This window comes from Pseudomonas paralactis (assembly GCF_001439735.1).
GTDB classification, from domain to species: Bacteria; Pseudomonadota; Gammaproteobacteria; order Pseudomonadales; family Pseudomonadaceae; genus Aquipseudomonas; species Aquipseudomonas paralactis.
This window is the reverse complement of the sequence record NZ_JYLN01000009.1, coordinates 184221-210555: the sequence shown is the minus strand read 5'-3', so window position 1 is coordinate 210555 and position 26335 is coordinate 184221. Positions and strand designations below refer to the sequence as shown.

The window sequence follows — 26335 nt, the reverse complement described above, 5'->3', positions numbered from 1 at the left end:
ATAGCGGTGTATCAGTCAATGGATGTGCTGTCTGACACCCTGAAATCGGGGGCAAGCCCCCTCCCACATGGAAATCACAGTGTTTGGGGAATCTCAGATCAACTCTTCAACCAGTTGCAGGCAATGAGTCAGCCCCGGCGACTGGTCATTCACCCGCCGGCTCAGAATGATCGGCGAAGTCGCAGTGGCCTCCACCACCGGCGTATAGCCAATATCCGCCCGATGCAGCACCTGCACCGACGCCGGCACCAGCGTCACGCCCATACCGGCGCCCACCAGGCCGATAGCGGTCTGCAACTCGTTGGTCCACTGCGCCACTTTCAGGCTCAAACCGTGGGCGTCAAACAGCGCAATTACATGGTCGGCATAACTGGGGCGCGGGTTGCCGGGGTAGAGCACGAAGGGCTCGGCGGCCAACTGGGCGAGGGTGGCCGGGGCGCCCAGCAGGCGGTGGCCGCTGGGCAGCACGGCCACCAGGCGATCCTCCACCAATACGCGTTGGGCGATGGCCGGGTCATCGATGCGAATACGCCCGAAGCCTACATCGATGCGCCCGGCCTTGAGCGCTTCGACCTGTTGCAACGTGGTCATTTCCGACAAGCCCAACTCCAGCTCCAGGGCCTCGTGATTGCGCAGCCGGCGAATCAATTCCGGCAGCACGCCGTACAAGGTCGAAGGCGCAAAGCCGATGCCCAGCCACGTCTTCTCACCCAGGCCGATGCGCCGAGTGTTGTCGCACACCTTGCCCAACTGTTCGAGCAGCACATTGGCGTGCTCATAGAAAAAACGCCCGGCTTCTGTCAGGCGCAAAGGCCGACTGCGCTCCAGCAGCACAACCCCCAGTTCATCCTCCAACTGCTGGATCTGCCGGCTCAAGGGCGGCTGGGCGATGTGCAGGCGTTCGGCCGCCCGGGTGAAGTTAAGGGTTTCGCCCAGCACCTGGAAATAGCGCAAGTGACGCAGTTCCATATCGACTCCTTTGATACCTTGAGGGTATCGCATCAGACCAATTCTATATTGGAACCCCAAAAAAATGCGGCACAGAATCGACGCAAATCTATAAATAACCCAACGGGTATTGCCATGCCGATTTGCGCCATCGAATCGATCGACACGCTTATTGTTGATCTGCCCACCCTTCGCCCGCACAAGCTGGCGATGCACACCATGCAAAACCAGACCCTGGTGATCATCCGCCTGCGTTGCGCCGACGGCATTGAAGGCATCGGCGAAGCCACCACCATCGGCGGCCTGAGCTACGGCAATGAAAGCCCCGACAGCATCAAGATCAATATCGACCGCCACTTTGCGCCGCTATTGATCGGCCAGGACGCGAGCAACATCAATGCGGCCATGTTGCGCCTGGAACGCAGTATTCGTGGCAACACCTTTGCCAAATCCGGCATCGAAAGCGCCTTGCTCGACGCCCTCGGCAAACGCCTGGGCCTGCCGGTCAGTGAGTTGCTGGGCGGGCGTGTGCGGGACGCGTTGCCGGTGGCCTGGACCCTGGCCAGCGGTAATACCGAACAGGACATCAACGAGGCCGAGAAAATGCTCGACCTGCGCCGTCACCGCCTCTTCAAGCTGAAGATCGGCGCCGGTGAAGTCAGCCGCGATCTGGCCCATGTGATCGCAATCAAGAAAGCCCTGGGCGAGCGCGCCAGTGTGCGCGTCGACGTCAACCAGGCCTGGGATGAAGCCGTGGCCCTGCGGGCGTGCAAGGTGCTCGGCGACCACGGTATCGACCTGATCGAACAACCGATCTCGCGCAACAACCGTGGTGGTATGACTCGGCTCAACCTGTCGAGCCCGGTGCCGATCATGGCCGACGAGTCCATCGAGTGTGTCGAGGATGCATTCAACCTGGCCCGTGAAGGTGCGGCCACGGTGTTCGCCCTGAAGATCGCCAAGAATGGCGGCCCGCGCGCCGTGTTGCGTACGGCGGCAATCGGCGAGGCGGCCGGCATCGGCTTGTACGGCGGCACCATGCTCGAAGGCGGCATCGGCACCCTGGCGTCGGCCCATGCTTTCCTCACGCTAAACAATCTGGCGTGGGGCACCGAATTGTTTGGCCCGTTGTTGCTCACCGAAGACATCCTCACCGAGCCACCGGTGTACCGCGATTTCCAGCTGCACGTTTCCAGCGCGCCGGGCCTGGGCCTGGCGCTCGATGAAGAGCGCCTGGCGTTCTTTCGCCGCGACAAACACTAAGAGGCGCCTGCCATGTTGTTCCACGTAAAAATGACTGTGAACCTGCCCCTCGACATGCACCCCGAGCGCGCCGCCAGCCTCAAGGCCGAAGAGAAAGCCCTGGCGCAACGTCTGCAACAAGAGGGCAAGTGGCGCCACCTGTGGCGCATCGCCGGGCACTACGCCAACTACAGCGTGTTCGATGTCGACAGCGTGCAAGACCTGCACGACCTGTTGATGCAACTGCCGTTGTTTCCCTACATGGCCATCGAAGTGAATGCGTTGTGCCGACACCCGTCGTCGATCCATGCGGACGACCGCTAAGTCGGTTTCTACCTGATAATTACAAGATGAGGAGTGCACCATGTCCATCCGCCTGTCCCAGACTGCCCACGCTCAACGCTTTCTCGAAGAAGCCAGCGGCAACCTCAATGACGCGGGCAACCCGCGCGCCAAGGCGCTGATCTACCGAATCCTGCGCGACACCGTGAACATCATCGAAGACCTGGAAGTGACCCCGGAAGAATTCTGGAAGGCGGTCAACTACCTCAATGAGCTGGGCAAAAACCAGGAGGCCGGTCTGCTCGCTGCCGGCCTCGGCCTGGAGCATTATCTGGACCTGTTGATGGACGCCGCCGATGAGCAGGCAGGCAAATCCGGCGGCACGCCGCGCACCATCGAAGGCCCGTTGTATGTGGCCGGCGCGCCGTTGTCCAAATACGAAGCACGGCTGGATGACGGCAAGGACGACGCGGTGCCGTTGTTCATGCGCGGGCAAGTGCGCGATACCGAAGGCAAGCCATTGGCGGGGGCGATTGTCGATGTGTGGCAGGCCAATACCGGCGGCACTTATTCGTGGTTCGACCCGAATCAGTCCGAATTCAATCTGCGTCGCCGTATCGAGACTGACGCCCAGGGCAACTACCGTTTTCGCAGCATCGTACCTTCGGGCTACGGCTGCCCGCCGACCGGGCCGACGCAACAGCTGCTCGACCAACTGGGGCGTCACGGGCAGCGGCCGGCGCATATCCACTTCTTCATCTCGGCGCCCGGCCACCGGCACCTGACCACCCAGATCAACCTGTCGGATGACCCGTACCTGCATGATGACTTTGCCTATGCCACCCGCGATGAACTGATTGCCGAGATCCGCTTCAGCGAAGATCCGCAACTGGCGCAGGAATTTGGCGTGCAGGGGCGGTTTGCGCAGATTGATTTTGACTTTGAGTTGCAGGTAGCGGATGCGCCAATAGAGCAGCAGCGCATGCAACGCGTCCGTGCTCTGGAAGACTGATCAACTCGGTCAACTGTGGGAGCTGGCTTGCCTGCGATAGCGGTGGTGAATGTTCCACCGCTATCGCAGGCAAGCCAGCTCCCACATTGGTTTTGGGATGTTTGTGTTATTTGCGCACGACCAGGTCCAATACCTCATCCCGGTCCTTGATCTTCTGCAGCACAATTTCAGAGCGAATATCCATCACCCCCGCCGTGCGGTTCAGGTGGTTCACAATAAAGTCCGAAAAGTGCTTGAGGTTGCGCGCCTGCACCCGCAGCACATAATTGCTGGCGCCGGTGATCACATAGGCGCTCGCCACCTCCGGCCAACCTTGCACCTTCTTGATGAACGTCTCATGCCAGTCCTCGATATCCTGGCGCAGCGACAGGTGCACGATGGCTTCAAGCTCGATTCCCAGCTGCTCGGCATTCAATACCGCGCGGTAGCCGCTGATGATTCCTTCGCTCTCCAACAAGCGCAAACGGCGCAGGCACGCCGAGGGTGACAGGGCGACTTTTTCCGCCAGTTCCTGGTTGCTGATACGGCCATCCTGTTGCAGAAAATGCAGGAGGCGCAGGTCGGTGGCGTCGAGAATCATGCTTGGAAGATATCCGCGTATTTTGAGATTAAATTCGAATTTCCTACAGCTTAAATAGCCGTTTACCCACCACTTTGCACGAAAATTCTCTAAAAGTTCGTTCATTATTTGGTCCATCCTCACCTATAAAAACCAGGACGACCCATGACCACTCGCAGCCATTGCCAAGCCCTCGACGCCCAGGATCCGTTGGCGTCACTGCGCCAACAGTTCGCCTTGCCCGAAGGCGTGATCTACCTCGACGGCAACTCCCTCGGCGCCCGCCCGGTGGCAGCGCTGGAGCGGGCACAACAGGTGATCGCCCAAGAGTGGGGCAATGGCTTGATTCGCAGCTGGAACAGCGCGGGCTGGGCGGATTTGTCCCAGCGCTTGGGCAACCGCCTGGCGCCGTTGATCGGTGCGCGTGACGGCGAAGTGGTGGTCACCGATACCACCTCGATCAACCTGTTCAAGGTGCTCAGCGCCGCATTGAGCGTGCAGCGCCAGCGCTCGCCAGCGCGCAAGGTCATCGTCAGCGAAGCAAGTAACTTCCCCACCGATTTGTATATCGCAGAAGGCTTGGCTGAACTGCTGCAGCAAGGCTATTCCCTGCGCCTGGTCAACAGCCCGGCCGAGCTGCCCCAGGCCATCGACGCCGACGTGGCGGTGGTGATGCTTACCCACGTCAACTACAAGACGGGCTACATGTACGACATGGCGGCGCTGACCGCGCTGAGCCACGAGTGTGGCGCGCTGAGCATCTGGGACCTGGCGCACTCAGCGGGCGCGGTGCCTGTGGACCTGCACCAGGCCGGTGCTGATTATGCGATTGGCTGCACTTACAAATACCTCAACGGCGGCCCGGGCTCCCAGGCCTTTGTGTGGGTCAACCCGGCGTTGGTGGATGTAGTGCGCCAGCCGTTGTCGGGTTGGTTCGGGCATACCCGCCAGTTCGCCATGGAATCGAGTTACGCCCCCAGCGCCGGTATCGCGCGCTACCTGTGCGGCACCCAGCCGATCACGTCGTTGGCCATGGTGGAATGCGGTCTGGATATTTTTGCCCAGACCGACATGGCCAGCCTGCGCAGCAAATCCCTGGCATTGACCGACCTGTTTATCGCCTTGGTCGAAAGCCGCTGCGCCGCCCATGGGCTGGAGCTGATCACCCCGCGTGAACACGCCCGGCGCGGCAGCCATGTGAGCTTCGAACACCCTGAAGGCTATGCAGTGATCCAGGCCCTGATCGCCCGAGGCGTGATCGGCGATTACCGTGAGCCGCGGATCATGCGCTTTGGTTTCACGCCGTTGTACACCAGCTTTACCGAGGTGTGGGACGCGGTGGAAATCCTCGGTGAAATTCTCGACAACGCCACTTGGGACCAACCGCAATTCAAAGTGCGCAACAGCGTTACTTAAGGGCAACACAGATCAAATGTGGGAGCTGGCTTGCCTGCGATAGCGTCGGTGCATTCACTACCGTTATCGCAGGCAAGCCAGCTCCCATAGGTTCAGCGTCAGCCACCATCACAATAATAAAGGGGCACACCCGTGACCACGCCAGACAACGGCTTTGCAGAAATCACTCACCGCGAACTGGGCCTCAGGCGCCAGCTCACTTCCGGCCAGATGAGCATGATCGCCATCGGTGGCGCCATCGGCACCGGGCTGTTCATGGGCAGCGCCTACGCCATTGGTTATGCCGGGCCCAGCGTGCTGGTGAGCTACGCCATCGGCGCCTTGATCACCTTGCTGCTGATGGGCTGCCTGGCGGAGATGACGGTGGCTCACTCCACCTCCGGCTCCTTCGGCGCTTATGCCGAGTTCTACATCAGCCCGTTGGCCGGGTTCCTGGTGCGGTATGCCTACTGGGCGGCGATTGTGCTGGCGGTAGGCGCCGAGGTCACGGCGGTAGCGATGTACATGAAGTACTGGTTCGCCAACGTGCCGGAGTGGGTGTGGATCGTGTCGTTTTCCAGTGTGCTGATTGTGCTCAATGCGATCAGCGTAAAGACCTTCGGCAACTTCGAATACTGGTTCTCGACCATCAAGATCAGCGCCATCGTCGGCTTCATCATCCTGGCGGTGTACGTGGTGTTCGGTTCCGGCAACCCTGACTATGGCGTGCAGAACTACACCGCCCACGACGGCTTTTTCCCCCATGGCTTGAGTGGCATGTGGATCGCCGTCATTGTGTCGATCTTCAGCTACCTCAGCGTCGAGATGATCGCCGTGGCCGCTGGTGAGGCCGCCGACCCGGAGCAGGCGGTGAAGAAAGCCTTCCGCGCTACCATCGTGCGGCTGGTGGTGTTCTACCTGCTGACCCTGGCGCTGATGCTCGCCATCGTGCCGTGGAACCAGGCCGGCCAGGCCCAGAGCCCGTTCGTCACGGTGATGCAGACCATCGGTATTCCGGGTGCCACCGGGGTGATGAATTTCGTGATCCTCATCGCAGCGCTGTCGGCCATGAACAGCCAGCTCTACATCACCACGCGCATGATGTTCAGCCTGTCCCGTGCAGGCTTTGCGCCCAAATCCATGGGCGCCTTGAGCAAGAACGGCATCCCGCTGAACGCCTTGTTGCTGTCCAGTTCGGGCATCGCCCTGGCGACCCTGCTGAATGTGGTGTACCCGGAAAGCTCATTCACCCTGATGATGGCGATCTCGATGTTTGGCGCGATCTTCACCTGGTTCATGATCTTCCTCACGCACCTGTTCTTTCGTCGCTATCGCAAGCGCCATGGCGGGGCGAAATTGTCGTTCCAGCTGCGGTTTTTTCCATACAGCACGCTGCTGGGGTTGGTGCTGATGGGGGCGGTGATGATCACCACCTATTTCACCGACGCTTTCAAGATGACGCTGGTGTTTGGCGTGCCATTCTTGGTGATCTTGTCGGCGGTTTACTACACCTTCTTCCACAAACGCGCATCATCTGTAGGAGCGAGCTTGCTCGCGAAAAGCCCGAGAGCTCCGCGTTAAACCAGATAGCTCGCGTTATCGTTGACGATCTTCGCGAGCAAGCTCGCTCCTACAGGGGGCCTTGAGCGCAGCGAGTAAGGTGCTGGCGTAACCGGGCAATTGCTCGAACGAGCGTGCGCATAACAGCAGTTTGCGACAGGCCCATTCTTCTCGCAGGGGATGGGCCTTGAAGCGACGCGCAGTTGGCCAACGCTCCAAGGCGGCCTGAGGCACGATGCCCAGGCCCGCGCCGCCGGCGACCATGCGAATCACCCCGTCAAAACCGTCGGCGCGAATGCGTGTCTGCAAGCGAAAGCCTGCGTGCAATGCCTGTTCTTCCAGGTAAACCGCCAGCGCGCTGTTGGCCGCCAGGCCCACGTAATCGTATTGCAAGCTGTCGATAAAACTCGGGTTGGTCAACGGGTGGTCCAGGGGCATGATCAGCACCAGCGGGTCATCGCGAAACGCCCGGGTCTGCAAGCCGTGGGTGTCTACCGCATCGGAAATAATCCCCAGGTCGGCGGTACCCTGACGCAAGGCGTGGGTGATGCGCAGGCTGGGCAACTCTTGCAGGTCGATATCGAGGTTGGGATGCTCGCGCAGAAAGTGTGCGAGCAGTTCAGGCAGGTACTCGCTAAGGGCGGTGGTGTTGCACAGCAGGCGTACCTGGCCTTTGACGCCATTGGCGTATTCGGCCAGATCCTGTTGCAGGTGGTCGGCCTGTTGCACCAGCAGGCGAGCGTGCCGGGCCAGGGCTTTACCGGCAGGTGTGGGGGTGACGCCACGGCGACCGCGCTCAAGAAACGCAATGCCCAATGAAGACTCCATAGCTCGGATGCGTGCGCTGGCGGCAGCCAGGGACAGGTGGCTGCGGGCCGCGCCGGCGGTGATATTGCCGGTGTCCAGGATGTGCAGGTAGAGGCGCAGGTCGATGAGGTCAAAGTGCATGAAGTTTCCCAGTGACTGGAAGGGCCTCATCGCAGGCAAGCCAGCTCCCACACTTTGAATTGTGAATACATTCAAATGTGGGAGCTGGCTTGCCTGCGATAGCGTCATCAGCCTCACACAAAACAAGAGGCTGGCTCAGTATATGGCGAATTTTCAGCCACTCTCCAGCCCTGCACAATCGGTGCATGAATACCTTCCTCTCGTTCTACCAAAACCTCGGCCCCGCCCTGACAGCGCTGGTCATCACCACCTTCCTGCTGGCCGGTACGGTGAAGGGCGTCATCGGCCTTGGCTTGCCCACTGTAGCCATGGGCATGCTTGGCCTGGCTATGCTGCCGGCGCAGGCTGCGGTATTGCTGATCATTCCTTCGACGGTAACCAACCTCTGGCAACTGTCCTTTGGCGGGCACTTGGGTGCCTTGCTCAAACGCCTGTGGCCGATGCTGTTGCTGATTTTCCTCGGCACTGGGCTGGGCACCTTGTGGCTGGGCATGGGGAGCGGGCCTTGGGTGGTGCGTGCCCTGGGCGCGGCTTTACTGGTGTATGCGTTGAGCGGCTTATTCCTTCCGACCTTTAAGATCGCGCCCCGAACCGAGCGCTGGTTGGGCCCTTTATGCGGGGTGATCACCGGCATCATTACCTCGGCCACCGGTGTCTTCGTGATCCCTGCGGTGCCGTATCTGCAAGCGCTGGGCTTGAGCCGTGACCAGTTGGTGCAGGCGCTGGGGCTGTCGTTCACCGTATCGACGTTGGCACTTGCCGCCGGGCTGGCCTGGCGCGGGGCACTGGGCGGCGGTGAAATGGGGGCGTCATTGCTGGCGCTGGTACCGGCGTTGCTGGGGATGTGGTTGGGCCAGGTGGTGCGCCAGCGCATCAGTGCGCTGTGGTTCAAACGTGGATTTTTCACCGGCATGGCGTTGTTGGGAGGCCATTTGTTGTTGGCTGGTTAATAATGGCCGTGCCTGTGTCAGCCGACAAATCAAGGACCGCCCGTGAAAGCCCGTTCCGATGAGCTACAGATCTTCGTCAGCGTGATTGAATGCGGCTCGATCTCGGCCGCCGCCGAAAAGGTCGGGCAAACGCCGTCTGCGGTGAGCCGCACCTTGTCGCGCCTGGAAGCCAAGCTCGACACCACGCTGATCAACCGCACCACGCGGCGCATGAACCTGACCGAGGAGGGCAAGTACTTCTTCGAGCAGGCCAAGGTGATTCTGGCGCAGATGGAGGAGCTGGAAGAGCGCCTGTCGTCGCGCCAGAAAAAACCGGCCGGCCGCCTGCGTATCAATGCCGCGGTGCCGTTCATGCTGCATGGGATCGTGCCGTACATCGCCGAATTTCGCCGCTTGTACCCGGATATCCAGTTGGAGCTCAACAGCGACGACTTGATCATTGACCTGCTTGAGCAAAGCACCGACATCGCCATTCGCATCGGTACCCTGGCTGACTCGACCCTTCACGCGCGTTCCCTGGGCAGTACGCCGCTGCATATCCTGGCCAGCCCCGACTACCTCAAGCAGTACGGCACGCCGACGACCGTTGCCGAGTTGGCTGATCACACCTTGCTGGGCTTCACCCACACCGAGACCCTCAACCACTGGCCGCTGCGTCACGGCGAAGGTGACCGCTGGCTGATCCAGCCCGGCGTCAGCGCGTCCAGTGGCGAAACCCTGCGTCAGTTGGCGCTGCAGGGGCAGGGCATTTGTTGCCTGTCGAATTTCATGACCGTCGACGACATCGACGCCGGCCGCCTGGTGCCCATGCTGGAGGCGTTCAATAGCGGTTATCGTCAGCCGATTCACGCGGTGTTCTATCGCAACTCGCAATTGGCACTGCGCATTCAATGCTTCCTGGACTTTATTCAGGTCAAGCTGGCACGGTATGCGCGCTGATTCGTGACTTACACGCAAGAGTGAATTGGGCCGTACGGGCTTATTCGGCAGCAGCGGGGGCTGGATACTGGGCGCATCACTTACCCAGTCAGGAGCAACCTCCATGAATGTATTCGTTACCGGTGCAGCAGGGTTTATCGGCGGTTCGATCGCCACCGGCCTGGTCAACGCCGGCCATCACGTCACCGGCCTGGTGCGCAGCGCCGAACAAGCCGCTGAACTGACCGCGCTGGGCATCACGCCGGTGATCGGCACCCTCGACGACGCAGCCGTGTTGACGGCGCAGGCGCAGAAGGCCGATGCGGTGATCAACGCCGCCAGCAGCGACCATCGCGCTGCCGTAGAAACCTTGCTGGCCGCCTTGAAAGGCTCAAACAAGCCGTTCCTGCACACCAGCGGTTCGAGCATCGTCGGCGATGCGTCGGGCGGCAAGGCCAGTGAAGTCATCTACTTCGAAGACAATCTACCTGAGCCGACCGTCGACAAGGCCGCACGCGTGGCGATCGACAACCTGATCCTCGCGGCGGCCAATGACGGTGTGAATTCGGCGGTGATCTGCAACACCCTGATCTACGGCCACAGCCTGGGCGTAAAGCGTGACAGCGTGCAATTGCCACGCTTGCTCAAGCAGGCGCGCAAGAGCGGTGTAGTGCGCCATGTGGGCAGCGGGCAGAACATCTGGTCCAACGTGCATATTGAAGACGTGGTCGCCCTGTATCTGCTGGCGCTGACCAAAAACGTTCCGGGTACATTCTACTTTGTGGAAAGCAGCGAAGCGGCGTTTATCGACATGACCACGGCGATTGCCCAAGCGCTGAACCTGGGCAAACCACAGGATTGGCCATTGGTCGAGGCTGAGGCCGAGTGGGGCTATGAAATGGCCAACTATGGGCTGGGCTCCAACAGCCGAGTGCGCGGTAAAAACGCTCGTGAACTGTTGGGCTGGGCGCCGAAGCGTACGTCGGTGGTGGAGTGGATTCGCAACGAGATGATTTGATGTTCGCTTAGCACCGCGGCGTGGCCATCGCGGGCAAGCCCGGCTCCCACATTTTTAAGGTGTGACCCCTATCAAATGTGGGAGCTGGCTTGCCTGCGAAAGAGGCGACTCGGTACCTCGGAGCTGACACTTCACTAGCCCCACCCGCCGTAATTCCGTACCATTCCCTGCCTTATCCCCCGCAATTCCCTGGTACTCCATGAACCTCACCCGTCTGCGCGCCGACGCCCTGGCCGGCCTCACCACGTCTTTCGCCTTGCTGCCCGAATGCATCGCCTTTGCCCTGGTGGCCCACCTCAACCCGCTGATGGGCCTCTACGGTGCTTTCATCATTTGCACCCTCACCGCTTTGTTCGGTGGCCGTCCCGGCATGGTTTCGGGCGCCGCCGGTTCGATGGCAGTGGTGATAGTCGCGCTGGTGGTGCAACACGGCGTGGAGTATCTGCTGGCGACGGTACTGCTGGGCGGGTTGATCATGGTCGCTTTCGGCCTGCTGCGCCTGGGCAAGCTGGTGCGCATGGTGCCGCACTCGGTGATGCTCGGTTTCGTCAACGGGCTGGCGATCATTATTGCGCTGGCACAACTGGAGCATTTCAAGAGCGGCGAACAGTGGCTCAGCGGCACGCCTCTGTATGTGATGGCGGGGCTGGTGGCGGTGACCATGGCGATTGTCTACCTGCTGCCACGTCTGACCCGCGCCGTGCCGCCCGCATTGGTGGCGATCCTTGGCGTTGGTCTGGCGGTGTACCTGCTGGGCCTGCCGACCCGCACGTTGGGCGATATGGCACATATCGCCGGTGGCTTGCCGACCTTCGCCCTGCCGCAGATTCCCTGGACCCTGGACACCCTGAGCATCATTGCGCCCTACGCGTTCCTGATGGCGATGGTCGGCCTGCTGGAAACCCTGCTGACCCTCAACCTCACCGACGAAATCACCGAGACCCGTGGCTACCCCGACCGTGAAAGCGTGGCCCTGGGCGCAGCGAATATGGTCTCGGGCCTGTTCGGCGGCATGGGCGGTTGCGCGATGATCGGGCAAACCGTGATCAACCTCAGCTCCGGCGGGCGCGGACGTTTCTCCGGGGTGTTTGCCGGGGTGATGATCCTGCTGTTCATTCTGTTTCTGTCACCGCTGATCGAGCGGATTCCGCTGGCGGCGTTGGTGGGCGTGATGTTTGTGGTGTCGCAACAGACCTTCGCCTGGGCTTCGCTGCGGGTGATCAACAAGGTGCCGCTCAACGACGTGCTGGTGATCATGGCGGTGACGATCATTACGGTGTTTACCGACCTGGCCACCGCTGTGCTGTGCGGTATCGTTATCGCCGCGCTGAACTTCGCCTGGCAGCAGGCGCGCGAGCTATACGCCGATGCACATCTGGAGGCCGATGGCAGCAAGCTCTATCGGCTGCATGGCACGTTGTTCTTTGCCTCAACCACGCCGTTTTTGAATCAGTTCGATCCGGCCAATGACCCGGCTCAGGTCACGCTCGATTGCCGTCACCTGAGCTTTGTCGACTATTCGGCGATTGCTGCGTTGATGACCTTGCGCGAGCGCTATGCCAAGGCCGGCAAGCATTTGCGTGTGCTGCATTTATCCGAGCGCTGCAAAAAACTGCTCAAGCGCGCCAAGGTTCACCACGACTGAGCGAGCGAGCTTGCTCGCGAAAATCGACAACGATAACGCGGGGATTCTGATGCTGCGCGGCGTTCTCGGGTTTTTCGCGAGCAAGCTCGCTCCTACAGGATGCGAGGTCGCGATTATGGCCCTACCAGGTCTTCCAGTTCCTGGGCGCGGGTTTGGGTCATGTCCAGTACGCAGCCGGAGCCGTTGACCTGATCAAGGGTGCCGCCGGTGGCGCTGCCGGCGAAGGCGCAGTTGGCGTCGCGGTATTTGATCCACAGGCGCTGCACGTCCTGCAGTTGCTGCTTGCGCGCGCCGTCCTGGGCGGCGAGGGCGGTCTTGTAGGCGCGGTTCAGGCGCTCGTCCTGCACCTTGGTTTGCCGGGCGTTGCAGTTGACCATGTCCGCCGTGGTATTGGCGCTGTCCATGCATTTTTTCAACGCGGCATTGTCGGCCGCATAGGCGGTGCCGCCCAGGCACAGAAGCAGGGCGCTGGCGGCGAGTGTGGTGCGAATCATGGGCGGTTTCCTGAGCATGAGTGGATGCGCATTCTATGACTCAAGGGCGGCGCGTGAGTTTCAGGCATCCTCTGATCTTCATGTAAGAACATCCCCCGGATTTTCATGGGTTGGCGCTGGACATATCTCCACGCGACAGCGCTTGTCCGTGGGCGAAAATTACTTTCATGAAAATTGAAATTGCTCCTCGGTAATGATTTATGAGTTTCACAACCAATTCGACGTGACCCTTTCCGAGGAGTACCGCATGGCCGCATCACCGGGCTTCGGGCTATTGGCATACGCTGCCATCGCCATCATTGCATTGATCGTGCTGATTGCACGTTACCGACTCAACCCGTTTATCGTCATCACGCTGGTGTCCATCGGCCTTGCGCTGATGGCCGGGATGCCGGCCGACACCATCATGGGGTCGTATGAGGCGGGCGTCGGTAAAACCCTGGGCCATATCGCCCTGGTGGTGGCGTTGGGCACCATGCTCGGCAAGATGATGGCCGAGTCCGGTGGCGCCGAGCAGGTGGCGCGTACGCTGATCAACCGCTTCGGTGAACGCAATGCCCACTGGGCAATGGTGTGCATTGCGTTCCTGGTGGGGCTGCCGCTGTTTTTCGAGGTGGGTTTTGTATTGCTGGTGCCGATTGCCTTTACCGTGGCGCGGCGCGTGGGTGTGTCAATCCTGATGGTGGGCCTGCCGATGGTCGCCGGCTTGTCGGTGGTGCACGCGCTGGTGCCACCGCATCCGGCGGCGATGATGGCGGTGCTGGCCTACAACGCCTCGGTCGGGCAGACGGTGCTGTATGCGATTTTGATCGGTATCCCCACGGCGATCATCGCCGGCCCCGTCTACGCCAAATTCATCGTGCCGCATATTCACCTGCCGGCGGAGAACCCGCTGGAGCGCCAGTTTATCGAGCGCGAACCGCGTACTCGCCTGCCCAGTTTTGCGCTGACCATGGGCACTATTCTGCTGCCTGTGGTGCTGATGATGATCGGCGGCTGGGCCAATGTGATTTCCACGCCGGGCAGCGGTTTCAACCAGTTCCTGTTGTTTATCGGCAACTCGGTGATCGCCCTGTTGGTGGCGACCCTGGTGAGCTTCTGGACCTTGGGCCTGGCCCAGGGCTTTAACCGGGAGTCGATACTCAAATTCACCAACGAATGCCTGGCGCCGACCGCCAGTATCACCTTGCTGGTGGGCGCGGGCGGTGGTTTGAATCGCATCCTGGTGGACGCCGGTGTGACCCATGAAATCCTCGGCCTGGCCCATGCGTTCCACTTGTCGCCGCTGGTAATGGGCTGGCTGTTTGCGGCGTTGATGCGTATCGCCACGGGCTCGGCCACGGTTGCCATGACCACTGCGTCCGGGGTGGTTGCGCCTGTCGCTTTGGGCCTGGGTTATCCACACCCTGAATTGCTGGTGCTGGCGACCGGGGCTGGTTCGGTGATTTTTTCCCACGTTAACGACGGCGGCTTCTGGCTGATCAAGGAATACTTCAATATGACGGTGATCCAGACTTTCAAAACCTGGACCGTACTGGAGACCCTGATTTCGCTGGTCGCCTTCGGTCTGACCTACGGCTTGTCGCTGGTGTTATGAGCTTGATTCTATAACCGGAGCCTGCATGGACATCCTCTACCAGATCCGCGCCCGCCAGGACTCGTTCAGCGCCGGCGAAGGGCGTATCGCCAAGTTGATGCTTGATGATGTGGGCTTTGCCGCCTCGGCCAGCCTGGAGGCGTTGTCCCAGCGGGCCGAGGTTAGCACCGCGACCTTGTCGCGTTTTGCCCGCAGCGTCGGCTGCCGTGACTTGCGCGATTTGCGCCTGCAACTGGCCCAGGCCAGTGGTGTGGGCAGCCGCTTCCTGGACCCGACGGGGTTGCCGGAACAGTCGGCCTTTCATCGGCAAATTCTGGGCGATATCGAAGCGACGCTGCGCCAGCATTTGTCAGGTTTTAACCAGCACAGCTTTGTCGATGCGGTCACTTTGCTGGGCAAGGCGCGGATGATTCACGCGTTCGGCATGGGCGGCCCCTCCAGCCTGTGCAGCGATGAGTTGCAGGTGCGCCTGGTGCGTCTGGGCTACCCGATTGCGGCCTGCCATGACCCGGTGATGATGCGTGTCACGGCCGCGACCCTGGGCCCGCAACATGCCTTGATTGTCTGTTCCCTCACCGGCCGCACACCTGAATTACTGGATGTGGTGAAACTGGCGCGCAACTACGACGCACGGACCATTGCCATCACCCTCGCGGACTCTCCCCTGGCCGAACTGGCGGATGTCCTGCTGCCGCTGCAACCGGCGGAAACCAGTTTTATCTACAAACCCACCGCCGCCCGCTACGGCATGTTACTGGCCATCGACCTGCTTGCCACCGAGCTGGCGCTGGCCTTGCCGGACGACAACCAGGAACGCCTGCGCCGGATCAAACTGGCCCTGGATGATTACCGCGGCGGCCCTGACAGCCTGCCGCTTGGAGACTGATATGACGTACGACACGCTGATTCGCCAGGCGCTGATCATCGATGGCAGTAACACCCCAGGGTATGTCGCCGATGTGGGCGTGCACGCAGGGCGCATCCGCACGATTGGCGACTTGTCCACAGCCCGGGCCGAGCAAGTCATCGACGCCCATGGCCGCGTATTGGCGCCAGGTTTTATCGACGTGCACACCCACGATGACACGGTGGTGATCCGCCAGCCGCAGATGTTGCCCAAGCTCAGTCAGGGTGTGACCACGGTGATTGTCGGCAATTGTGGCATCAGCGCCTCGCCGGTGAGTTTGCGCAGCGACCCGCCGGACCCAATGAACTTATTGGGCAAGCGTGAGCAGTTCTGTTATCCGCGGTTCAGCGATTATCGCCACGCAGTGCAAGGCGCCGATCCGGCAGTGAACGTCGCCGCCTTGATCGGCCACACGGCATTGCGCAGCAACCATATGGATGACCTGCATCGCACCGCCACGCCTTATGAAATCGCGGCCATGCGCGTGCAGTTGCAAGAGAGCCTGGAGGCCGGTGCCCTTGGGTTATCCACAGGCCTGGCCTACGCCAGCGCATTCAACGCCGAGACTGATGAGGTGTTGCAACTCGTCGAGGAACTGACGGCCTACGGTGCGGTGTACACCACGCATTTGCGCAGCGAGTTCGAGCCGGTGCTGGAGGCGATGGATGAGGCGTTTCTGATCGGTCGACATGCCAGGGTGCCGGTGATTATTTCCCACCTTAAATGCGCGGGTGCCGGTAATTGGGGGCGCAGTCCGCAGCTGTTGGCGGCTCTGGAGGCCGCAGCGGAAAATCATCCGGTGGGCTGTGATTGCTATCCCTATGCTGCCAGTTCCTCGACCCTGGACCTCAAGCAGGTCACCGACGCGTTTCGCATCACCATCACCTGGTCGACACCGCACCCGCACATGGGCGGGCGCGATTTGCAGGACATCGCTGGCGAGTGGAACGTTTCGCTGTTGGAGGCCGCTCGCCGTTTACAGCCGGCAGGGGCGGTGTATTACGGGATGGATGAGGGCGACGTTCGGCGCATCCTCGCGCATCCGCTGTCGATGGTGGGCTCGGACGGCTTGCCTGAAGACCCGTTTCCTCATCCACGCTTGTGGGGGGCCTTCCCACGGGTACTCGGGCATTTCAGTCGGGATGTCGGCTTGTTCCCTTTGCACACGGCGGTGCACAAGATGACCGGCTTGTCGGCGGCGCGCTTTGGGCTGGCCGAGCGTGGCGAGATCCGTAAAGGCTACTGGGCCGACCTGGTGTTGTTCGACCCCCTGCGGGTGCGGGATGTGGCGGATTTCACCGCACCGCAGCGCGCAGCTGAAGGGATTGATGGCGTGTGGGTCAATGGCGTATTGAGCTATCGCGATGGGCAGGCGAACGGCGCGAGAGCAGGCCGGTTCCTGGCGCGTAACGGGGATTTGCGTGGTGGGTTTACAGCTTTATAGTGGGGCTTCTTTTATACGGAGCTGTCGCCATGCACTTAGGAAAAGTCGTCCCCATTCTGCGGATTTTTGACGAGGTCAAAGCCTTGGAATTCTACGTCGACTTCCTGGGGTTCAAGGTCGATTGGCAGCATCGTTTCGAGGCGAATTTCCCGTTGTACCTTCAGGTCTCGCTGGGGGAATGCGTGCTGCATTTGTCCGAGCATCATGGTGATGCTTCGCCGGGGGCGGCGGTGCGAATTCAGGCCCAAGGGGTCGATGCGTATCAGCAGCAGTTGTTGGGCAAAGAGTACCGATATGCCAAGCCTGGGGTTGAGGACACGCCCTGGGGCTCGCGGGAGATGAGCATCCGTGACCCGTTTGGGAATCGGCTGGTGTTTGTCGAGGACAGCGAGGGGTGAGCGGTAAATTGCAGGCAATAAAAAACCGCCTTAGTAGGGCGGTTTTTTATTGCAAACCCAGTGAGTGGCTGGGGTTTGCTATCTCAAAGGACGCATTGACCCGCGTCCAAAGGCTCACGTGTTCCGGTAAGTGCGCTGGAGGTAAGGCCCAACTCTAGGAGGGCCGAGTATGTCTAAGTTTGCACCTGTGGCGAGGGAGCTTGCTCCCGCTGGGGTGCGAAGCGCCCCTAAAAAACGGGACTGCTACGCAGTCCAACGGGAGCAAGCTCCCTCGCCACAGTGGTTGTGGTGCTACACCCGGAAATGACTGACCATCTGCTGCAACTGGCTACCCAAGCGAGCCAGTTCCACGCTCGACTTGGCCGTCTCATCACTGGCCGTAGCGGTCTGCTCGGACACATCCCGCACATTCACGATACTGCGGCTGATCTCTTCGGCCACAGCGCTTTGCTGTTCGGCGGCCGCTGCGATCTGCTGGTTCATCGACTGGATATTCGACACGGTGCGGGTGATGTTTTCCAGGGATACCCCGGCCTTGCGCGTCAGTTCGACGCTGCTGTCGGTCAGGCTGCGGCTGTTGTTCATCACGCTGGCGACTTGTTGGGTGCCGTTCTGCAAGCCGGCCACCAGGCCTTCGATTTCCTCGGTGGATTTCTGTGTACGCTGGGCCAGGCCGCGTACTTCGTCGGCGACCACCGCGAAGCCACGCCCGGCCTCACCGGCACGCGCAGCTTCAATGGCGGCGTTAAGCGCCAGCAGGTTGGTCTGTTCGGCCACCGCCTTGATCACGTCCATCACGCTGCCGATCTTGTTGCTCTCTTGTTGCAGGTGCGTCATGGCGTCGGTAGAGCGGGCGACTTCGGCCGCCAGGCGTTCGATCTGGGCGATGGCTTCGGCCACCACCTTGTCGCCTTCGCGGGCCTGGCCGTCGGCGTCGGAGGCGGCTTGGGACGCCTGCTCGGCATTGCGCGCAACTTCCTGCACGGTGGCGGTCATTTCATGCATGGCGGTGGCGACCTGATCGGTCTCGATCTTCTGGCTGTTCACGCCGGCGCTGGTTTGCTCGGTTACGGCCGATAGCTCTTCAGCGGCGCTGGCGATCTGAGTCACGCCATCGCGGATGCCGCTGATCAACTCGCGCAGGGTCGTGCCCATGCGCTGGATGCCTTGTTGCAGCACGCCCAGCTCATCACGGCGGGTTACCTGGATGTTGTGGCTCAAGTCGCCCGAAGCGATGCGCTCTACCACCGCCAGGGTGTCCTGGATCGGGCGGGTGATCTGACGGGTGATGACCCAGGCGGCAATTACGCCAACCAGCAAAGCCAGCAAGGTGCTGATCAATTGCAGGCTGCGGGCCTGGGTGCTTTCAGCGTCGCGACGTTCCAGTTGAATGTCGTACAGCTTGTCGCTGATGGTCACGATATCGGCGCCCTGGGTGGTCATTTCGGCGCGGGCGGTGACGATGTTGGCGTTGGCTGCCTTGTAGCTCTGCACCGCGCTGCGGTAGGCACCGAGGGCGGTTTCCAGGGCCGACAACGCGCTTTGCTGACCGGTACCGAACGCCGCGCTGAGGTCCTTCAAACCGGCGACGGCTTTTTCCAGTTGCGCCGCAGCGCGGGCTTCGGTTTCTGCGTTGGGGCTATTGGTATAGCCGCGCACTTCGTAGCGAGCTTGCTGGAACTCATTCTTGGCTTGGGTTACGGCCAGAAATTGCGTGAAGCGTTCCGGACTATCCGACGCCTGCTGCACACTGGTTTGCAGCGCATTGATTTGCGCGTTGGCGACATCGGCCTTGGCGCCCATGACGTCGCGCGCAGCGTTGCCATTGCGGTAGGCCTCGCGCATTTTGTTCAGGGACTGGCGGTAAGCGGTAATGACGGCTTTCTGGTCATTGAGCAGCTTGAGGTTTTCCGGGCTCTTGAAGCTGTCCAGCAATTTCTGTTGTTGAGCGGCGAAGGCATCCAGGCTGGTCTGCACATTCTGCGCCACGGCTTCGTCGCCATTGGCCAGCATGTATTGCAAGCGCACGATGCGCAGCTTGGTCAGCGAGGCGTTGAGCTGGGTGATGTCACTCATCCAGTTGCTGCGGTCAATCAGGCCACCCAGGCTGGTCCAGCCGGTGAGTGCCAGGATCGAGGTGAGGACCAGCACCAGGCCAAAGCCCAGGCCGAGTTTGAGATTGACGCTGATGTTACCGAACCAGCTGTTCATCGAAAGCTCCTTGAAGAGTGATGTCTGTCTGCTGGACGGTGTGTTGTTGTTTGAGCCAGCCAAGATGTGTAGGGCTGTATCGGCGGCAAGGGACAATTCTGAAATACTTTTATTGCCGGGCGACGAAGGGTCGTCGGCACGCTAAGGCGATGCCGGGGTGGGGCTGATCATGGGCCGCTCTTGTGTGCTAGTCTGCGGGCCCTTTTAGTTCTGGGCGGCACGGGAAACCGTGGCGTCCTACAGCGGAGCCTCTTCATGTCCGAAGTTAATCTGTCCACCGACGAAACCCGCGTCAGCTACGGTATCGGCCGTCAGTTGGGCGACCAACTGCGCGACAACCCGCCACCGGGCGTGAGCCTGGACGCAATCCTGGCCGGTCTGACCGACGCATTCGCAGGCCAGCCAAGCCGCGTTGACCAGGAGCAGATGGCTGCCAGTTTCAAAGTGATCCGTGAAATCATGCAAGCCGAAGCCGCTGCCAAGGCTGAAGCCGCCGCAGGCGCTGGCCTGGCCTTCCTGGCGGAAAACGCCAAGCGTGATGGCATCACCACCCTGGCTTCCGGCCTGCAATTTGAAGTGCTGACTGCCGGTACCGGCGCCAAGCCGACCCGTGAAGACCAAGTGCGTACTCACTACCACGGCACTCTGATCGACGGCACTGTGTTCGACAGCTCCTACGAGCGCGGCCAGCCTGCGGAATTCCCGGTTGGCGGCGTGATCGCCGGCTGGACCGAAGCCCTGCAACTGATGAATGCCGGCAGCAAATGGCGCCTGTACGTGCCGAGCGAACTGGCTTACGGCGCTCAAGGCGTTGGCAGCATCCCGCCGCACAGCGTTCTGGTATTCGACGTCGAGCTGCTCGACGTTCTGTAAGACCTGCAGGTTACCTGTTGGGACGAATGCGTTCGCCCCAACAGGCATTTGCCAGTTTCGTCATGGATGGAACTTGCCATTCAAATCGGTCGCCGGGCGCAATGCTCGGGCGTAGCAGAACAGAAACAAATTCCTCACCACTTCCTTCAGTACCCCAGGCTCACTGGAACTCAGGCCATTTACGTCCAGATCACCCTGGTCCTGTAGTTCGTTCAGCGCTTCTTCCTCAAGCACCGCACAGACTTCGCCGGTTTCCCGATGCAGGATTCGCAGGTAAGGGTGTGGGCGATCCAGCCAGGCATCTATCAAATAAGTCATGGTCGTTCTCCTTGATGGGTTTCAATGAGAATAATTCTTATTCGTAGAATAGCAAGGGTCTATTGGCTATTTCTGGTTTTTTCTGTGTGGATATTGCGTTCGATCAACGGGGAGGGCGAAACGCCATCCCGCGGCGGGCGCGGGATGGAATGCAGCAGGATCAGACTTTGCGCACGAATTCGGACTTGAGCTTCATCGGGCCGATACCGTCGATCTTGCAGTCGATATCATGGTCGCCGTCGCACAGGCGGATGTTCTTGACCTTGGTGCCGACCTTGACCACCAGGGAGGTGCCCTTGACCTTGAGGTCCTTGATCACGGTGATGGTGTCGCCGTCCTGCAGGACATTGCCCACAGAGTCCTTCTTCACGGTTTCATCGCCAGCCACTTCGGCCTCGCCAGTGGCGGACCATTCATGGGCGCATTCCGGGCAGACCAGCTGGGCGCCGTCTTCATAGGTGTATTCGGAATTGCATTTTGGGCAGGGAGGCAACGTGCTCACTAAAGCTCCTAGAAAGTCAGGGATGGCTAAAAGTCGCACATTATATAGGGTTTTAAACGCGGGTGGGGTTGGACTCGTCCTAATGTGGGAGCTGGCTTGCCTGCGGTAGCGGCAGTGAGTTCACTACAGTCATCGCAGGCAAGCCAGCTCCCACATTAAACAGCGCGAAATCAGTGAGTACGAGCGACCGCAAACTCACTCAGCTCAACCAGGGCATCCCGGTACTCACTGGCTGGCAGCGCTTCCAGGCATGTGATCGCCCGCGCCACGTAGTCACGCGCCAATTGGGCGGTGTACTCCAGGGAGCCCGAGGCTTCTACGGCGGCGCGGATGGCCTCCAGGTCTTCGATCCCGCCTTTCTGGATCGCCTTGCGCACCAGGGCGGCCTGTTCCGGCGTACCTTCGCGCATGGTGTAGATCAGCGGCAAGGTCGGCTTGCCCTCGGCCAGGTCGTCACCGACGTTCTTGCCCAGGGTTTCGGCATCGCCCTTGTAGTCGAGCAGGTCATCCACCAGTTGGAACGCCACGCCCAGGTGATCACCAAAGGTACGCAGGGCTTCGGCCTGTTCGGCGGTGGCGCCACACAGCGCGGCAGCACTGTGGGTAGAGGCTTCGAAGAGCATCGCGGTTTTGCCGCGAATTACTTCCATATAGGTTTCTTCGGTGGTGCTGGCGTCGCGGACCTTGGACAGCTGCAACACTTCGCCTTCGGCGATGATGCGCGTGGCCTGTGAAAGAATCTTCATCACCGGCATCGAGCCCAGTTCGACCATCATTTCGAACGAGCGCGAGTACAGGAAGTCGCCCACCAACACGCTGGGCGCGTTGCCCCACATGGCATTGGCGGTCTCGCGGCCACGGCGCATGCCGGACATGTCGACCACGTCGTCATGCAGCAGGGTGGCGGTGTGCAGGAACTCGATGGTCGCGGCCAGCAAACGCAGATCGTCGCCTTCGCGGCCCAGCGCCTTGCCACACAGCAGCACTAATAAAGGACGCAGGCGTTTACCGCCCGCCGACGTAATATAGTCGCCAATTTTGGAGACCAGCGGCACTTTAGACGTCAGCTGCTGCTTGATGATGCCGTCGACGGCGCTAAAATCGTCCGCGACCGCGCGGTAGAAAGCTTGGGGTTGCATCAGCGACAGTCGCTCCAGAAGGGTTGCGCGGCATGCTAGGACCCTCACCCCCGGGTGTCAAGGCGCGATAGACGGCCCCTTGCAACACCCATTTACCTTGCGTACAATCGCGCACCCTGAACTTCCTGGGCAGCACCTGCCTTACGCAATTGCATTCGGGACGTCCATCCCATGCAGCCATGCCAGCCAATACCTCTTCTTATAAAGCGCTGGGTGAGCAGGATTATCGGAGAAATACCATGTCGTACGCAGTAATTGTTACTGGTGGCAAGCAATACAAAGTCGCCCCAGGTGAATACCTGAAGATCGAAAAACTGGAAATCGCTACTGGCGAATCCGTTACTTTTGATCGCGTTCTGTTGGTCGCCAATGGCGATGACGTGAACATCGGCGCTCCAGTTGTTGCTGGCGCTACCGTTGTGGCTGAAGTGATCTCCCAAGGTCGTCACGATAAAGTCCGCATCATCAAGTTCCGTCGTCGTAAGCACCACATGAAGCGTATGGGCCACCGCCAGTGGTACACCGAGATCAAAATCACCGGTATTCAGGCTTAATTTCAGCCTAATTCCTCACTAGGAGAATTGACTCATGGCACACAAAAAAGCTGGTGGTAGTACCCGTAACGGTCGCGACTCAGAAGCCAAACGCCTTGGCGTGAAGATGTATGGCGGCCAGAAAATCATTCCGGGCAACATCATCGTGCGTCAGCGCGGCACCCAATTCCACGCCGGTTACGGTGTTGGCATGGGTAAAGATCACACCCTCTTCGCTAAAATCGAAGGCGTGATCAAGTTCGAAGTAAAGGGCGCGTTCAACCGCCGTTACGTGAGCGTTGTCGCAGCTTAATTGCGAGATCGCTGGAAAAGCCCTGTCTTGCGACGGGGCTTTTTCGTTTGTGGAGTGAGTCTCTTGCAAAGCTGTTTGTGATGAGCTCAGGCGCAGGTTTGCGGTCGCTGATTGAGGTCGCTGCGCTCATTTTTGCAAGAGTCTTATGTCTTGGTTTCTTAAGCTCGTCCATGCGGCGAGAGGCGTTTTGTTATGAAGTTCGTTGATGAAGTTTCCATCCGAGTAAAAGCAGGCGACGGCGGTAACGGTTGCATGAGTTTCCGTCGCGAAAAATTCATCGAAAACGGTGGTCCAAACGGCGGTGACGGCGGTGACGGCGGTTCCATCTACATGATGGCCGACGAAAACCTCAACACCCTGGTCGACTACCGTTACACCCGGCACTTCGATGCCGAGCGTGGCTCCAACGGCGGCAGCACCGACTGCACCGGCAAAAAAGGTGAAGACCTGGTACTGCGCGTACCGGTCGGCACCACGATCATCGACTCCGCGACCCAGGAAGTGATTGGCGACCTGACCAAGGCCGGCCAGAAACTGATGGTTGTGCAGGGCGGCTGGCACGGTCTGGGTAACACCCGATTCAAGTCCAGTACCAACCGTGCACCACGCCAGACCACGCCGGGCAAGCCGGGCGAACAGCGTGACCTGAAGCTGGAAATGAAAGTCCTCGCCGACGTGGGCCTGTTGGGCCTGCCGAACGCCGGTAAAAGTACCTTCATCCGCTCGGTATCGGCCGCCAAGCCGAAAGTCGCCGACTACCCGTTCACCACCCTGGTGCCAAACCTGGGCGTGGTCAGCGTCGACCGCTGGAAAAGCTTCGTGGTGGCCGATATTCCTGGCCTGATCGAAGGCGCTTCCGACGGCGCCGGCCTGGGGATTCGCTTCCTCAAGCACTTGTCCCGCACCCGTTTGCTGCTGCACCTCGTCGACATGGCGCCGCTGGATGACACCAGTGCCGCCGATGCCGCCGAAGTGATCGTCAGCGAGCTGACCAAGTTCAGCCCGGCCCTGGCCGAGCGTGATCGCTGGTTGGTCCTGAACAAGTGCGACCAGATTCTGGAAGAAGAGCACGAAGAGCGCGTCAAGGAAATTGTCGACCGCCTGGAGTGGGAAGGCCCGGTCTACGTGATCTCGGCCATCGCCAAAGAAGGCACCGAACGCCTGACCCGCGACATCATGCGTTATCTGGAAGACCGTGCCGACCGCCTGGCGGCCGACCCGGTCTTCAAGGCCGAGCTCGCCGAGCTTGACCAGCAGATCGAAGACGAAGCCCGTGCCCAGTTGCAGGCTCTGGACGACCAGCGTGCACTGCGCCGCAGCGGCGTGAAGTCGGTCCATGACATCGGCGACGATGATTGGGACGAAGAAGACGTGGATGATGAAGACGGCCCGGAAATCATTTACGTGCGCGATTGATTCGTTGCGATAAACTTGAACGCCGCTCCCTGGAGCGGCGTTTTGGTATCCGGGTATAACGTTATGGGCGGCGCTGGGTCGCGCGGCCCTCACTTTAAGGTTGAAGATGATGCGGAGCAAAGTGACAGGTGCGCAGCGCTGGGTCGTGAAGATCGGCAGTGCGTTGCTGACGGCCGATGGCAAGGGGCTGGATCGTGCAGCCATGAGCGTCTGGGTCGAGCAGATGGTGGCCTTGCATGAGGCCGGTGTCGAACTGGTGCTGGTGTCGTCCGGGGCGGTTGCCGCCGGGATGAGCCGCCTCGGCTGGACCGCGCGACCCAGCGCGATGCACGAACTGCAAGCCGCCGCCGCCATCGGCCAGATGGGCCTGGTGCAAGCCTGGGAGTCCAGCTTTGCCGAGCACGGCCGCCACACGGCGCAGATCCTGCTGACCCACGACGACCTGTCCGACCGCAAGCGCTACCTTAACGCCCGCAGCACCTTGCGCGCCCTGGTGGAACTCAAGGTCATCCCTGTCATCAACGAAAACGACACCGTGGTCACCGACGAAATCCGTTTCGGCGACAACGACACCCTGGCTGCGCTGGTGGCCAACCTGGTGGAAGCCGACCTGTTGGTGATACTCACCGACCGCGACGGGATGTTCGACGCCGACCCGCGCAACAACCCCGATGCTCAATTGATCTACGAAGCCCGTGCCGATGACCCGGCACTGGATGCGGTCGCCGGCAGCGTCGGCGGCGCTCTGGGCCGTGGCGGTATGCAGACCAAACTGCGCGCCGCGCGCCTGGCTGCGCGTTCCGGTGCCCATACCATCATCGTCGGCGGGCGCCTGGAGCGCGTGCTGGATCGCCTCAAGGCCGGTGAGCGCATTGGTACGCTGCTGTCGCCGGAACGCGGCATGTTGGCAGCGCGCAAGCAGTGGCTGGCCGGGCATCTGCAAACCCGGGGTACATTGGTGCTGGATGCGGGTGCGGTGTCGGCGTTGTCCCAGGGCAACAAGAGCCTGTTGCCGGTGGGTGTCAAGTTGGTACAGGGCAGCTTCCGCCGTGGCGAAATGGTGGTGTGCGTCGCGCCGGACGGCCGCGAGATTGCCCGTGGCCTGGCCAACTACAGCGCCCTAGAGGCACAGAAGATTATTGGACAATCGTCTGACGCGATTGTCGGACTCTTGGGGTATATGGCGGAACCTGAACTGGTGCACCGCGATAACCTCATCCTGGTTTAAACGAAGGGAATACCCGATGCGCGTAATGAAGGGATTGCTTGGCCTGTTGCTGGCCATGCCACTGCTGGCCTCGGCCGAGGAAGTCGGCCAGGTGTCGACGGTGTTCAAGTTTGTCGGCCCCAATGACCGCATCGTGGTCGAGGCATTCGATGACCCCAAGGTCGATGGCGTGACGTGCTACCTGTCCCGTGCCAAGACCGGCGGCGTCAAAGGCGGCCTGGGCCTGGCCGAAGATCGCGCTGAAGCCTCGATTGCCTGCCGCCAGGTGGGCCCGATCCACTTCAAGGGCGAACTCAAGGACGGGGACGAAGTCTTCAAGGAACGTACCTCTCTGGTGTTCAAGACCATGCAGGTGGTGCGTTTCCTCGACAAGAAACGCAATACCCTGGTGTATCTGGTCTACAGCGACCGCCTGATCGAAGGCAGCCCGCAGAATGCGGTGACGGCTATTCCGATTTTGCCCTGGCCGACCGCTCAGTAACCTG

At 60.6% G+C, this 26335-nt stretch carries 26 protein-coding genes and 2 pseudogenes; 19 read left to right on the top strand and 9 right to left on the bottom strand.

Translation table 11 applies throughout. The features are described from left to right. Nucleotides 1-93: 93 nt before the first annotated feature. Nucleotides 94-969 carry a LysR family transcriptional regulator gene (locus TX23_RS21920; protein WP_057703988.1) on the bottom strand — a complete coding sequence of 292 codons (876 nt, stop codon included), beginning with the start codon at nucleotides 967-969 and terminating at the stop codon, nucleotides 94-96. Between the two features lie 114 nt (nucleotides 970-1083). Between TX23_RS21920 and TX23_RS21915 the strand changes: the two genes are divergently transcribed. Genes TX23_RS21915 through catA form a run of 3 tightly spaced genes read left to right on the top strand, consistent with a single transcriptional unit; the run spans nucleotide 1084 to nucleotide 3484 of the window. Beyond that, a complete protein-coding gene (locus TX23_RS21915; protein WP_057703987.1) occupies nucleotides 1084-2211 on the top strand; it encodes a muconate cycloisomerase family protein in 1128 nt (375 codons plus the stop codon). Between the two features lie 12 nt (nucleotides 2212-2223). Continuing rightward, nucleotides 2224-2514, top strand: coding sequence for a muconolactone Delta-isomerase (catC, locus tag TX23_RS21910; RefSeq protein ID WP_014719906.1), 291 nt, complete (start codon nucleotides 2224-2226; stop codon nucleotides 2512-2514). Nucleotides 2515-2554: 40 nt separating this feature from the next. Further along, a complete protein-coding gene (gene catA / locus TX23_RS21905; protein WP_057703986.1) occupies nucleotides 2555-3484 on the top strand; it encodes a catechol 1,2-dioxygenase in 930 nt (309 codons plus the stop codon). Nucleotides 3485-3590: 106 nt separating this feature from the next. On the opposite strand, the gene TX23_RS21900 is transcribed toward catA, so the two are convergent. After that, entirely contained in the window at nucleotides 3591-4064 is a 474-nt protein-coding gene (locus TX23_RS21900; RefSeq protein WP_005791350.1) for an Lrp/AsnC family transcriptional regulator, read from the bottom strand. Nucleotides 4065-4208: 144 nt separating this feature from the next. Between TX23_RS21900 and kynU the strand changes: the two genes are divergently transcribed. Together kynU and TX23_RS21890 are read left to right on the top strand one after the other, a co-directional pair. Then, entirely contained in the window at nucleotides 4209-5459 is a 1251-nt protein-coding gene (kynU, locus tag TX23_RS21895; RefSeq protein WP_057703985.1) for a kynureninase, read from the top strand. A gap of 132 nt (nucleotides 5460-5591) precedes the next feature. Continuing rightward, nucleotides 5592-7019: an amino acid permease gene (locus TX23_RS21890; protein WP_057703984.1), complete on the top strand. Its 1428-nt coding sequence runs from the start codon at nucleotides 5592-5594 to the stop codon at nucleotides 7017-7019. A 15-nt stretch (nucleotides 7020-7034) separates the two neighbouring features. Here the strand turns inward: TX23_RS21890 and TX23_RS21885 are convergent, their stop codons facing one another. Next, the gene (locus TX23_RS21885) at nucleotides 7035-7946 is read right to left on the bottom strand and encodes a LysR substrate-binding domain-containing protein (protein ID WP_057703983.1); all 912 of its coding nucleotides are present in this window, start codon (nucleotides 7944-7946) and stop codon (nucleotides 7035-7037) included. A gap of 185 nt (nucleotides 7947-8131) precedes the next feature. Between TX23_RS21885 and TX23_RS21880 the strand changes: the two genes are divergently transcribed. From TX23_RS21880 to TX23_RS21865, 4 genes are all read left to right on the top strand, one after another. Continuing rightward, on the top strand, nucleotides 8132-8896 hold the full coding sequence (locus tag TX23_RS21880; RefSeq protein ID WP_057703982.1) for a sulfite exporter TauE/SafE family protein: 765 nt from the start codon (nucleotides 8132-8134) through the stop codon (nucleotides 8894-8896). Between the two features lie 42 nt (nucleotides 8897-8938). After that, nucleotides 8939-9835, top strand: coding sequence for a LysR family transcriptional regulator (locus TX23_RS21875; protein ID WP_057703981.1), 897 nt, complete (start codon nucleotides 8939-8941; stop codon nucleotides 9833-9835). A gap of 103 nt (nucleotides 9836-9938) precedes the next feature. Continuing rightward, nucleotides 9939-10832: an NAD-dependent epimerase/dehydratase family protein gene (locus tag TX23_RS21870; RefSeq protein ID WP_057703980.1), complete on the top strand. Its 894-nt coding sequence runs from the start codon at nucleotides 9939-9941 to the stop codon at nucleotides 10830-10832. A 199-nt stretch (nucleotides 10833-11031) separates the two neighbouring features. Beyond that, complete coding sequence (locus tag TX23_RS21865; RefSeq protein ID WP_057703979.1) at nucleotides 11032-12477, top strand: SulP family inorganic anion transporter; 1446 nt, start codon at nucleotides 11032-11034, stop codon at nucleotides 12475-12477. Between the two features lie 113 nt (nucleotides 12478-12590). Here the strand turns inward: TX23_RS21865 and TX23_RS21860 are convergent, their stop codons facing one another. After that, nucleotides 12591-12971, bottom strand: coding sequence for a lysozyme inhibitor LprI family protein (locus tag TX23_RS21860; RefSeq protein ID WP_057703978.1), 381 nt, complete (start codon nucleotides 12969-12971; stop codon nucleotides 12591-12593). Nucleotides 12972-13218: 247 nt separating this feature from the next. Between TX23_RS21860 and TX23_RS21855 the strand changes: the two genes are divergently transcribed. Genes TX23_RS21855 through TX23_RS21840 form a run of 4 tightly spaced genes read left to right on the top strand, consistent with a single transcriptional unit; the run spans nucleotide 13219 to nucleotide 17317 of the window. Beyond that, nucleotides 13219-14568: a GntT/GntP/DsdX family permease gene (locus TX23_RS21855; RefSeq protein ID WP_167346947.1), complete on the top strand. Its 1350-nt coding sequence runs from the start codon at nucleotides 13219-13221 to the stop codon at nucleotides 14566-14568. 25 nt (nucleotides 14569-14593) lie between these two features. Continuing rightward, nucleotides 14594-15454, top strand: a complete 861-nt coding sequence (locus TX23_RS21850) for a MurR/RpiR family transcriptional regulator (protein WP_057703976.1) — start codon at nucleotides 14594-14596, stop codon at nucleotides 15452-15454. A 1-nt stretch (nucleotide 15455) separates the two neighbouring features. Next, a complete protein-coding gene (locus tag TX23_RS21845; protein WP_057703975.1) occupies nucleotides 15456-16919 on the top strand; it encodes an N-acyl-D-amino-acid deacylase family protein in 1464 nt (487 codons plus the stop codon). Nucleotides 16920-16948: 29 nt separating this feature from the next. Next, on the top strand, nucleotides 16949-17317 hold the full coding sequence (locus tag TX23_RS21840; RefSeq protein ID WP_057703974.1) for a glyoxalase superfamily protein: 369 nt from the start codon (nucleotides 16949-16951) through the stop codon (nucleotides 17315-17317). Between the two features lie 291 nt (nucleotides 17318-17608). Here the strand turns inward: TX23_RS21840 and TX23_RS28840 are convergent. Both TX23_RS28840 and TX23_RS28835 read right to left on the bottom strand, forming a co-directional pair. Continuing rightward, nucleotides 17609-18205 (bottom strand): annotated as a pseudogene (locus TX23_RS28840) (methyl-accepting chemotaxis protein); the annotation flags it as partial. Nucleotides 18206-18463: 258 nt separating this feature from the next. Continuing rightward, nucleotides 18464-19528: pseudogene (locus TX23_RS28835) on the bottom strand (methyl-accepting chemotaxis protein); the annotation flags it as partial. A 255-nt stretch (nucleotides 19529-19783) separates the two neighbouring features. On the opposite strand from TX23_RS28835, the gene TX23_RS21830 reads away from it, so the two are divergent. After that, nucleotides 19784-20401 (top strand): FKBP-type peptidyl-prolyl cis-trans isomerase, encoded by a 618-nt coding sequence (locus TX23_RS21830; RefSeq protein ID WP_014719893.1) that lies wholly within the window; start codon nucleotides 19784-19786, stop codon nucleotides 20399-20401. A 60-nt stretch (nucleotides 20402-20461) separates the two neighbouring features. On the opposite strand, the gene TX23_RS21825 is transcribed toward TX23_RS21830, so the two are convergent. The 3 genes from TX23_RS21825 to TX23_RS21815 all read right to left on the bottom strand — a co-directional run bounded on the left by TX23_RS21825 (nucleotide 20462) and on the right by TX23_RS21815 (nucleotide 22360). Beyond that, a complete protein-coding gene (locus TX23_RS21825) occupies nucleotides 20462-20719 on the bottom strand; it encodes a PA4570 family protein (protein WP_005791321.1) in 258 nt (85 codons plus the stop codon). A 160-nt stretch (nucleotides 20720-20879) separates the two neighbouring features. Beyond that, a complete protein-coding gene (locus tag TX23_RS21820) occupies nucleotides 20880-21221 on the bottom strand; it encodes a zinc ribbon domain-containing protein YjdM (RefSeq protein ID WP_057703972.1) in 342 nt (113 codons plus the stop codon). 170 nt (nucleotides 21222-21391) lie between these two features. Continuing rightward, nucleotides 21392-22360: a polyprenyl synthetase family protein gene (locus TX23_RS21815; protein ID WP_057703971.1), complete on the bottom strand. Its 969-nt coding sequence runs from the start codon at nucleotides 22358-22360 to the stop codon at nucleotides 21392-21394. Nucleotides 22361-22599: 239 nt separating this feature from the next. On the opposite strand from TX23_RS21815, the gene rplU reads away from it, so the two are divergent. The 5 genes from rplU (at nucleotide 22600) to TX23_RS21790 (ending at nucleotide 26331) form a co-directional block, all read left to right on the top strand. After that, nucleotides 22600-22914 carry a 50S ribosomal protein L21 gene (gene rplU, locus TX23_RS21810; RefSeq protein ID WP_003176051.1) on the top strand — a complete coding sequence of 105 codons (315 nt, stop codon included), beginning with the start codon at nucleotides 22600-22602 and terminating at the stop codon, nucleotides 22912-22914. A gap of 34 nt (nucleotides 22915-22948) precedes the next feature. Next, nucleotides 22949-23206 carry a 50S ribosomal protein L27 gene (gene rpmA, locus TX23_RS21805; protein WP_003176049.1) on the top strand — a complete coding sequence of 86 codons (258 nt, stop codon included), beginning with the start codon at nucleotides 22949-22951 and terminating at the stop codon, nucleotides 23204-23206. Nucleotides 23207-23398: 192 nt separating this feature from the next. Beyond that, nucleotides 23399-24622, top strand: a complete 1224-nt coding sequence (cgtA, locus tag TX23_RS21800) for an Obg family GTPase CgtA (protein WP_005791308.1) — start codon at nucleotides 23399-23401, stop codon at nucleotides 24620-24622. A 109-nt stretch (nucleotides 24623-24731) separates the two neighbouring features. Beyond that, on the top strand, nucleotides 24732-25850 hold the full coding sequence (gene proB, locus TX23_RS21795; protein ID WP_057013120.1) for a glutamate 5-kinase: 1119 nt from the start codon (nucleotides 24732-24734) through the stop codon (nucleotides 25848-25850). A 16-nt stretch (nucleotides 25851-25866) separates the two neighbouring features. Further along, the gene (locus tag TX23_RS21790; RefSeq protein WP_003194082.1) at nucleotides 25867-26331 is read left to right on the top strand and encodes a CreA family protein; all 465 of its coding nucleotides are present in this window, start codon (nucleotides 25867-25869) and stop codon (nucleotides 26329-26331) included. Nucleotides 26332-26335: the final 4 nt, after the last annotated feature.